This is a genomic window from Serratia sp. (in: enterobacteria) (assembly GCF_046715635.1).
Classification (GTDB): Bacteria; Pseudomonadota; Gammaproteobacteria; order Enterobacterales; family Enterobacteriaceae; genus Chania.
Genome location: NZ_JBKJYW010000430.1, coordinates 1 through 9555 on the forward strand (window position 1 = coordinate 1; position 9555 = coordinate 9555).

A 9555-nucleotide genomic window follows, 5' to 3' on the forward strand; every position below is an offset into this window, starting at 1 on the left:
GTACATAGATTACTACAATAACCGCCGCATCAAGCAGAAGCTCAAAGGCCTGAGCCCTGTGGAGTACAGAATGCAGGCCTTGATAGTTGCTTAATTTTAAACCGTCCAACTTCTTGGGTTCAGTTCAATGCTGCGCCCGTTTAGCCCATCTCCTGAATAATCCGACCCAACTTTTCACGCTGCTTTTCACTGAGCGCTTGTGCGCCGCCGTGGCCCGCATTCTCAACGATTAATTGATATAAACCCACCAGCCAATCGTAAATATACAACGCCGTGTTATTGATCGGTTCAGCCGGTAATGCGGTCATGCGTAGCTCGGCGCTTTGGCTGGGTTTGGTGAAGATCTTATGGCCGCGGTTAATGCGGCTTTCTGGCCGTTGAGCCTGTGGGCGAAGCTGGAAGCCAAGCCAGGCGACAAAATCCCCCAGCACCGTCAAGGTACAGGCGATTTGCCGCTCCACGTGGTTTTCCTTGCCGTAGCCTGCCTGTCCCGGTTCGGCCAGGGCATTCCCTAGCCGTTGCCAGATATCCAGCCGGAAACTGGCGGTGATCAACTCATCGGCCAGCGCGCTCAAGGTAGAGGTTTCAACCGCCAGCAGGTCGACTAACGCACGATTATCACCCAGAGTACGCAACTGGGTGATCCAGACTTGTTGCACCTGTAAAACCACGTTAGCGCCGGACTCCGGCTGAGATGCCACTGTAGGTTGCTCGTCGAACAGATCCAGCGTGATCGCCAAAGGATCGTCGCTATCTGGGCGTTCTTGCTGCTGTTGGCAAAAGAGTGGCTGTAGGGCATGGCGGTCTGGCAACAGGTGCCCCAGCAGTTCGCCATGCAGCGTCGTGCGGTCTTGCAACGCTTTTACCGTGGCCTTGGCGAGGGGGGCTTTATCCTCGCTTTCAACGTTGAGCCAGCGGCCAAGCAGGTTGTGCCGTAACTCTTGCTCAAGCCGATCGAAACGCTGTTGCAGGTGGTTATGACGGGCATCAACATTCACCGAAGTGAGCAGATAGTCGGTCATACGCCGGACTTCATCTTCATTCATCGCCAGCAGCGTTCCCCAAACCTCGCCGGGATGGCCAACGTAGCGTTGTACGGCTTGATCAAAATGGGCCGACGATCGCCGATCGTACGGGGTAAATGCCCAGATCAACCCGGGATGGCCACGGCGGCCTGCTTCGTGATGTTGTTGTACCCAATAATCCAGCGCTTGGCCGACCCTTGTGACTTCTTCACGGCAGGCCGCCGCATGGCAGACGATCAAAGCCTGCATGGCCTGTTGGTCGCTATAGCGTTGCAACAACGTGAGGCTCTTGGCTTGCTGCAGACGTCGATTGGCAGGGGACAGGCTCTCGTCGTCTGCCTTATAAGCAGGCAGGTCCAGATAATCAGTTGGCGCCAAACCGCTATGGGTCGGGGGGCTCTGTAATGGGATCAGCAACTCTGCGGCCAATAAACCCAGCTCTGCCACGGGTATTGTCATCACGCCGTTATCGAGTTTGAGCTGAACCTTGCCGTCGGTCTCTGCCAGGTTTGCTGGCGTCAGGATACCGTAGCTGGGATGCTGATTTTCATCCGTCAGCAGGCTGAGCGGAGCCAGCACGCTTGCTGCTCCCTCCAGTTGCTCCAGCCGGTAAGCCAGACGGCGATAACATGCGGTTAATGCCGGCTCTTTCCCCCACAGCGGAGCAAACAGTTGCGCCCGATCGTCAATGGACAGATAGGGCGCGATGCTCAAAGCGTTTGGCCAGTATGCGCAGTCCCAGCGCTGTTGTAACTGTGGGTCGTCTGTGCGCAGGCTATCCCAGAGAATGACGATATCATCGGCATCAATACCGGGTACCCCCTGAGATTGGCAACGTTTTGTCAAACAGGCGATGAGTTCTTCAATCTCTGTCTTTTCTATTGCCTGCTGCGTATGGCTACAACGCGCCAACATGCACACTAGCTCCGCCGCGGTCAGCAATTGAAGCTGTACCGGATAATCAGGATCTTGCTGAGGTACGGCGTGGCTAAAGCGGATCGCCACCCCGACGGCGGAGTGCCCCGGACGGATATGCGTCAGATAATCCAGCGTCTTACCGGCGAAGGTGGTAGCCAGACAGCCTGGTTCTGCCGAGCCTAACGAGGCGATCAGATGATTTTTTGCCGCTTGCGAACGACCATAAAAGCCCAAGGCTCCCCGTTGAGTGGCGGCAACCGCCAGCCGCTGAAGCTGGATGCGGCTACGGCGCAGGTTAAGCATTAAGGTTGGTGCTTCCAGCGCAAAACGGGGCGTCTGCAGGCGAGTATTTTCCGCCCAGAGCAGCGCCTGAGCGATAGCTTGATTCAATAGCGGCCAGCGCTGGGTAAGCGGGGAGATTGGGGGAATGGCAGACTTCATGCAAAAACGCTCCCGCTGTCGATCCAATAGTGGGTCGCCCCGGTGGCACTGTCGATCAGCGTATTCAATTTGAGTTGCAGATGTTCGGTGGGCACTGGGCTACCGTCTTCCAGTTCGGCGCTAGTGATGCTCCAGCGAGCGGGAGCATCCGGCTGCGGAGCAATTTTAACCCTTAACAGATTATCGCCAGCCAGGTTACGCGCCAGCTGCGGATCGATAATCGTCAAGGTAAACAGCGGGGCGGCTGGCCAGTGCTCGTTGTCCAACTGGCGGAATCCCAGGCACAATGCGCCATTGAGGGCAAAGCTAACGCTGCTGTCCAAGCCGCCATCTGGGGTATCCAAATCGAGATCGGCATAGAAGACCTGATTGGCTGGCAGGCGATTGTCCCCATCCAGACGGCCCAGATAACGCACCGTTGAATAAGGGCGGAAATCGGCCGCTTTGAAGTAAACGCCCGGTAAGCGTAACTCCAGCGCTAACAGGCACAGCATGGCGCCCACCACTGCGGTGGATTTGGGATTGTCGATCCGCCCTTGCTGGCTGAAAGGATACCAGCCGCTGGTGTGATAACCATCCAGCGAAACGATGCGGTTGATCGGCACCGGTTGTAGCTGCCGGAACAGGGCCTGAATGCCGGGGAACCGAGAAGGGCGGCCAGTGAGCAGCAGCACGTCGCAGTTATGCAGGGCGATCACCTCGGTCAACAACCGCAGATTGCGGGTAAGTGCCATGCGTGGTGCCAGGAATTCGGCATGCAATTGGTTCAGCCGCAGAATGAGCGGCGTCTGTAAAACATCGAAAAGTTCTGCCTCTGCCGGTAAACCGCGTTGCACCGCAGCATTGATATATTTCAACACGCTATCGGTGGGCTTTTGCGTCAACAGTTCGCCCAATACGGCGTCGATTTCGCTGCGAGTCTGCACCGGGGTGAAGCTTTCATAGCGTTCCAGGATTGCCTGAGCAAGCGGGATGAAAAGTTGCAGTGTCACTTGTTGCCGCAACACCGAGATCTCATCCTGGCCAAACAGTTCGGCCATCAGCGCAGCCGGTTCTGCCACGCCGACGCGTTTGAATTCGGCCTGCAGGGCGGGCAGCAGATACAGGCGGATCACTTCCAGCAGAATGTCATCGCCCGCCACCTTGAACCCTTCGCGGAACAGCAGATGCGGGGTCACCTTGACGTTGTTGCCAGCCGTTTCTTCCAGGTAGTATTGGGTGATCGCCAGATCGGTGGTGCCGCCGCCGATATCCACCGAGGCAATACGCAACGTTTTCCCCGGTTCAGCGGAGTCGGGACGTGCCATGGCACTAAAGAACGCCTCAGCCCGGCCCGCAAAGTTGACCTGGATTTCGTTATACAGATAGACCATCTGGCCACAGGTGGCCTCATCCCACTCCATCTGCACGGTGGGTACCGGTACCGAGCTGGCTATGCCGAGCAAGTCTTCATCTACCGAATGCCAACCCATGGCTTGCCACACTAGCGCGATCGCCTCATGCATCCGCTGGCGGAAGATTTCCCGTTCCGGCACCGGCATCGCGGAAGGTAAGGTCAGAATGATATTACGCAAACGGCGAGGTGCTGCGCCGTCACGCAAAGTGAGGCGCTGGGCCACGCTGTTGATCTGCATCAGCGCCTGGGCCAACAGTTCACTAAGCATCAGGGCCATCAGCGAGCTGCGGCTGTAGTTTGGGGTGAAAACCGGCAGGCGCTCTTCCGGTGGCAGGCTGGATAACGGCTGGCCTTGGTCATTGATCAACTGAGCCAGCGGCGTTGCGAAAGCAGGCGGTTCTTGCAGGCTGTGTTCTGCCGTGCGGTTAAAGCGCCAACCGGGAGCGTAACTCTCCTCATCCCACAGATAGCGCCGTGGACTGGACAGGCCGGTAGATGCCGTATCGCCTTGCCGCTGCTGTGCCAATCGACAGGCTTCATGGCCCACGCGGGTCAGAGAGGGCCAGAGAAACGCATCATCGCGGCCACTTTCAAACGAGTAATTCGCCTTGCCGAAGTTGGCGGGGGCAAACTCCGTGCGGCTGGAGAACAGGCCTTGGTGCAGATAATGCGGTTCACTGAGATCGCGCAGTTGCAGTTCATAGCTGTGCTTCAAGCCGTTGCGTTCTGCCGGGTGATCTTCTACCAGAATACCGCAGGTATGGGAGTTGCCGACATCGAGGATCAAATCCACATTCACTGCGGGTTGCTGCACATCACTGCCTAGCGTGATATTCGGCACGTTTAGCTGGCTGGCCAACAGCTCCAGCAGGTTCAGGTAATGCGCCTGGTATTCAAATTCACGTAGTGAAGCGTTGATATTGCGCTCCGGGCGCTGCTCCAGGGCGACAGCCTGTTGGGTAAAGACCTCGCGCAGCCAACCGTCAACCCAGGTGGCATCCAGGAAATCACCCAGATCCTGGCTCTGGTGTGCCAGCGCAAAGCTCAGCCCAGTGGCAATATCCTGTTGGCTAGGGGCCAACTGTTGGTTTTCATGTCCTGCTGGATAGACTTGAGTATCAAATGCCAACGTGATGCGCAGCGTATGGCCTTGCCGATCCGGTCGATCCAGGCGTCTGATTTGCAGACGCGCCCAGTTGTCCGGCCCGCTGAGGAAACTGTTTGGCGGGTTGAAGCGCATGAACGGCAGCGGTAACCAAACGCGATCGAGCAGCCGCAATGACTGCTCCAAAGAAAAGCTGAATTCCGGGCGTACCATTTCGGCCGGCTCGCCGGGTGCCACCGGCAGGAAATAGCGATCCCTGGCCTGATGATAATTCAGCCGCAGCAGTGGGCCGTTGGCTGTCTGGCGGACAAATTTGCCTGGGTACTCGGCATCCAACACCGGCGTAAGGGAGAAGTCCAGAAACTGGATCCCGCTGTTGGGTATCAGCGTAACGCGCTGCGGATATGCGATGGGGGTCGCCAACATTATTTACTCTCGCGCTTGATCGTCATAGGGAATACCGTTTCGTTGTTGCCGTAACGCCCGGTGCATTCCGCGGCTGCGCTGTCACCTTGCTTACACACCAGCTCCGGCATTTGATAGCGGGAACCATCGCTGCAACGGGCCTTGGTACGGCTGTTGATCACCAGATTACCGGACTGCATCAGTCCAGCGTTGACTTCAACCCGGCAGGTGACTTTGTCACCCTGAACGATCCTGGCGGTGCCTTTACCGCGATTAAACTGATACAGCAAGCTCGGCGGCTTACCGGTCAGCGGATCCTTGATTGCCAAGGTGACGCGCCATTTTCCGTTGAGGAAAGCGGTAGAACCGGCTTTTACCGACTCGGCGGGTAACGTCAGCGCCAGTTTATCGACCACCACCGGTGTCATGACCGGCGGGGGCAGCACCTCCGCATGGCCTAATGGCAACTGAAGTGCGACGGGAGTAATCACTGGCTTGGGTTGTACCTTGGCTGGCTCAGCAATGTCTATTGCTGGCTGGGGGGTTGGCTTTGGAAGCAACAGCCAGATCGCGGCGGCCAGCATGAACGCTGCTGGCAGTAGCAGTAACCACCAGGCGTGGCGAGGTTTGTAAGCCGCCACAGGTGGCAGAGGCGCTGGCGGCTGCGGTTCGGCAATAGGTTCAGGTTCAGCAACGGGTTCAACGATAGGTGGGGCGATGGGGCGCGCAGGGCGATCTTTCGGACGCAGGCAATCCAAAGGCGCGCTGCGGATCTTGCCATCGGCTTTCACGCAGCCCCAGAAGGTGATCACCGGTTTGCCATCCACCAGGAAGACCGCATTCTGATCCGGGAACTGCATGGCTTTGCTGAGCAGTGCCGCAAACATTTGCAGGCTGGCTTTGCCGCTGTGGCGAGCGCGCAGGCTGATGGTTTCCACGGTGGTCTGGAAATGTTCCAACAGCGGCAAGGCGGCCGCCCGTGCATCTTCATCAGCTGCCTGCCAGGAGATCGCCCGTCCAGCGATTGGCGCATACCAGTCAATGCGGTCGCCTTGCGCGTTGGGGATCGCCAGGCAATCCGCTACGGCTGGCTGTTGCTGGAGGCGCAACGCCTCACGTAACTGCGACGCCAACGCATAGACAGGTTGCCCATTTTCGCCCAAGGTAAGAACGTCATCTAGATTGCCACTGCGTAAAAAGGGTTTTGCCACACCGGATGCCTTGCTTTTAAACGATACCCTATGGATTTCAAGCTGCAGCTTGAAAGACGACGGGTAAAACGGCTAGTTTAAGTGGCTATAGCCTGATCAAACGGCTGAAAACAGGGGCAAAATGGCATCTGTTTTGTGCATCGGATTGCCAGCGGTGGCGAACGCTATTATCCTGCAACTTGCTGGTTTGCTTTCCTGAGAAAGACCTTAAGTTTAATTGGAGTGGATGTAGAGATGAAAACGCCAGAGATACCTGCCAATGAAGTACAGCGATTGAAGGCTCTGCGTTCCCTGCATCTGTTGGATACTCTGCCAGAAGAGCGCTTCGATCGGGTAACACGCATGGCCCGGCGGCTGTTCGGCGTCCCGATTGCCTTGGTGAGCCTGCTTGATGCAAACCGCCAATGGTTCAAGTCCAGTAGTGGATTGGGGGCGGCTACCGAAACGCCAAGGGATCTCTCATTATGCGGCCATGCGATCCTGGGCAACGATATTCTGCTGGTTCCCGATACGTTGCAGGATGCGCGCTTTGCGGATAACCCGTTTGTCAAAGACTCACCGCACGTCCGATTCTATGCCGGTTGTCCACTGAGTTTCTCCGGCGATCTCAAGATGGGTACCTTGTGCCTGATAGACGATAAACCCCGGCAGTTTGATGCTGAAGATGCGGTGACGCTGCGCGATCTGGCCTCGATGGTGGAAGATGAACTACGTGCATTTCAGGCATCGACCTCTGATGAACTGACGCAAATCTCCAATCGCCGCGGTTTTATTTCCCTGGCAGGTCATATGCTGCACCATTGTCAGGTGACAGGGGTTAAGGCTAGCCTGATATTTATCGACCTCGACAAATTCAAAATGATTAACGATACCTACGGCCATGGGGAAGGCGATCGGGCGCTGATCTATTTTTCCGAGCTGATGAAACGGGTGTTTGGCTATTTTGACGTGATAGCCCGGTTGGGCGGTGACGAGTTTGTCGCGCTGATGGGCAGCCGCACCAAAAGCGAAGCCGAAAAGGGGCTTCTGGCCTTGCAACGCCATGTGGATGAACATAATGCTTCACAGATCACGCCTTACCAACTGGCGTTCTCCTATGGCATCGTCGAGTTTGATCCCACCGCGCCCCACAGCCTGGAAACCTTGCTGGCAGAGGGGGACTCCATCATGTACCGGATCAAGAAATCCAAGTTTATGCAGGGGTAATCGGCGGGTTATTCGCCCACCAGACTCATGTACACAGCGAGGATAGGGTAGACAGGTGTTCAAGGACATGGTGAACACTTTTCTTGTGAGGCGAAAAGCCCAGACTCGGTACGTAATGACATGGCAGATCATCCATCTCACGGCATAAGCAGTTCCACTCCGAAGTACTCATACCTGTTAACCATGTCCCCGAACAAGTCCCCGCTCTGTACAACTCACAGCGTAGGGGCACAGCATGTTGCGCCGTTTAGTTAGGAGCTGTTTGGAAAACGGAAAATAGCCTACGTTAAGACTACTTTTTGAGCAGGTGGCTTTGAGCGAGGAGCGGACGTCATACCATTACTAGTTGAGCTAGCTTGTCTGGAAGCGTGTATGCTTTCTGTCCACTCTAAAGTTAAAGGGACATATATGCTACTTACGTCAGGAATACCTCAGTTATCATATGTTGCAGAAGGAAAAGGTCCATTGGTTATAATGCTTCACGGTCTCCTGATGGACGGAAAATCGTGGCTAGATAATGGATTAAGCTCCTTTTTTAGTCCATTTTTCCACGTTGTTTGTCCGGATCTTTTAGGCCACGGCGAAAGCGAAAAGCCGCAAGTGGAGGAGTTATATACACAACAAAATCAAGCATTATCCATTGTGAAAATTATGGATGAGCTGGGTTATGAAAAAGCGCATGTCATAGGTTATTCCTCTGGCGCATGGGCAGCATTAGGACTGCTGAACCACTATCCAGAACGGCTTAACTCTGTTGTATTAGGCGGATGGGACTTCAGGAATGGCCTTCCGGAAACGCCTGAAGGCAAACTTAGTTTTGATATGTTTATGTCTTATGCAAGAAGCACAGCACCAGAGCTTACCTCTGGGCTTTCGCTGGACGCTCAAGAAAGTGCAAGATGCTTTTTCAATGAACTAAGAAAGTATTCTGGAAAAAAAGAAGGTTTATTTCCTTATAAGACACCAATACTGCTTTGGGCCGGCGTCAGCGACCCTTATTACGCATCTATGGCTGAGATAGCACAACAACATGGTTTATCGATGATCACTGGTAAGGGAGATCATTTGAGTGAATTAAACAATCCTGATAAAGCATCAATAAATGAAATTTTTAAATTTATTGAATCTCAAGAGGCTTCAATGTCGTCTATTATTTCTTCATCAAAATATAAATCACGCTCGCTTTGCTAACGTCCACCCTGGAACATAGCAGACGGTCAAGTATGGTAGCTATTTGTTTTTGTTTATTATTGAGGACGGGAACGGGAGGGTGGCCAAAGCGTTTGCCTGAAGCTCCGTTCGAAAAATACCAGCGTAGTGACCTCAAATCATTTCTGGGAAGATCGGCGGTATTTCAATCAGTTGCTTTTCTTGCGAGTTGGCATCGATCAGCGCAAACGCCGCCTGCAACATCTTGTTGACGTCCTGCCTTACCATCACAATGTCATGGCCTAACAGCAGTACGAAAGGGTCCCAGTCAAAACAACCCATCACGGGCTGCTTGTCACCACGATAGCCAGACGCTACCAACCAGCGGACCACGCCTTCAAGCGAGATCGTCGAGTTGACGAATAGCCCGGTTTGCAGATCGCCGCCTTGGGCAATAAACGTTTTCAGCGCCAGTTCGGCCTTGTCTGGGGAATAACCGCAGGCCAGCAGGTTCTCTTCGATAACCTCAACGCCTAACTGACGGTGGGCATCTCTGAAGCCGCGCAGGCGCTCCGTGGTGTTATGGTCAACCCCGCGTCCCCCGACGAATATCAGCGGCTTAAGGTAACCCAACCGTTTTTCACAGTTGGCCAGGATACGTAACGTCAGCTCTTTGGCCCCGGCATAGTTATCGGTGAT

At 54.9% G+C, this 9555-nt stretch carries 7 protein-coding genes; 3 read left to right on the plus strand and 4 right to left on the minus strand.

Annotated elements, in window-relative coordinates; translation table 11 throughout:
- Positions 1 to 94 (plus strand): IS3 family transposase (locus ACLQ7H_RS22555; RefSeq protein WP_411754591.1); only part of this gene is annotated, 94 nt, incomplete at its 5' end.
- Positions 95 to 140: 46 nt separating this feature from the next.
- Here the strand turns inward: ACLQ7H_RS22555 and ACLQ7H_RS22560 are convergent.
- The 3 genes from ACLQ7H_RS22560 to ACLQ7H_RS22570 are packed head-to-tail and all read right to left on the minus strand — an operon-like array spanning position 141 to position 6501.
- Entirely contained in the window at positions 141 to 2384 is a 2244-nt protein-coding gene (locus ACLQ7H_RS22560) for a virulence factor SrfC family protein (protein ID WP_411754585.1), read from the minus strand.
- Positions 2381 to 5311, minus strand: a complete 2931-nt coding sequence (locus ACLQ7H_RS22565; protein WP_411754586.1) for a virulence factor SrfB — start codon at positions 5309 to 5311, stop codon at positions 2381 to 2383. Before ACLQ7H_RS22565 ends, ACLQ7H_RS22560 begins: the two co-directional genes overlap by 4 nt.
- Complete coding sequence (locus ACLQ7H_RS22570) at positions 5311 to 6501, minus strand: SrfA family protein (protein WP_411754587.1); 1191 nt, start codon at positions 6499 to 6501, stop codon at positions 5311 to 5313. The genes ACLQ7H_RS22565 and ACLQ7H_RS22570 overlap by 1 nt, the downstream gene beginning before the upstream one ends.
- Before the next feature lie 234 nt (positions 6502 to 6735).
- Between ACLQ7H_RS22570 and ACLQ7H_RS22575 the strand changes: the two genes are divergently transcribed.
- Both ACLQ7H_RS22575 and ACLQ7H_RS22580 read left to right on the plus strand, forming a co-directional pair.
- Positions 6736 to 7707: a diguanylate cyclase domain-containing protein gene (locus tag ACLQ7H_RS22575; RefSeq protein ID WP_411754588.1), complete on the plus strand. Its 972-nt coding sequence runs from the start codon at positions 6736 to 6738 to the stop codon at positions 7705 to 7707.
- A 372-nt stretch (positions 7708 to 8079) separates the two neighbouring features.
- Positions 8080 to 8898: an alpha/beta fold hydrolase gene (locus ACLQ7H_RS22580; RefSeq protein ID WP_411754589.1), complete on the plus strand. Its 819-nt coding sequence runs from the start codon at positions 8080 to 8082 to the stop codon at positions 8896 to 8898.
- 132 nt (positions 8899 to 9030) lie between these two features.
- Here the strand turns inward: ACLQ7H_RS22580 and ACLQ7H_RS22585 are convergent.
- Positions 9031 to 9555 (minus strand): substrate-binding domain-containing protein (locus ACLQ7H_RS22585; protein WP_411754590.1); only part of this gene is annotated, 525 nt, incomplete at its 5' end.

What these genes read in the sequence shown, in the direction of transcription:
- ACLQ7H_RS22560 (WP_411754585.1), bottom strand. Translation starts at nt 2,384, where the DNA reads ATGAAGTCTGCCATTCCCCCAATCTCCCCGCTTACCCAGCGCTGGCCG.
- ACLQ7H_RS22565 (WP_411754586.1), bottom strand. Translation starts at nt 5,311, where the DNA reads ATGTTGGCGACCCCCATCGCATATCCGCAGCGCGTTACGCTGATACCC.
- ACLQ7H_RS22575 (WP_411754588.1), top strand. Translation starts at nt 6,736, where the DNA reads ATGAAAACGCCAGAGATACCTGCCAATGAAGTACAGCGATTGAAGGCT.
- ACLQ7H_RS22580 (WP_411754589.1), top strand. Translation starts at nt 8,080, where the DNA reads ATGCTTTCTGTCCACTCTAAAGTTAAAGGGACATATATGCTACTTACG.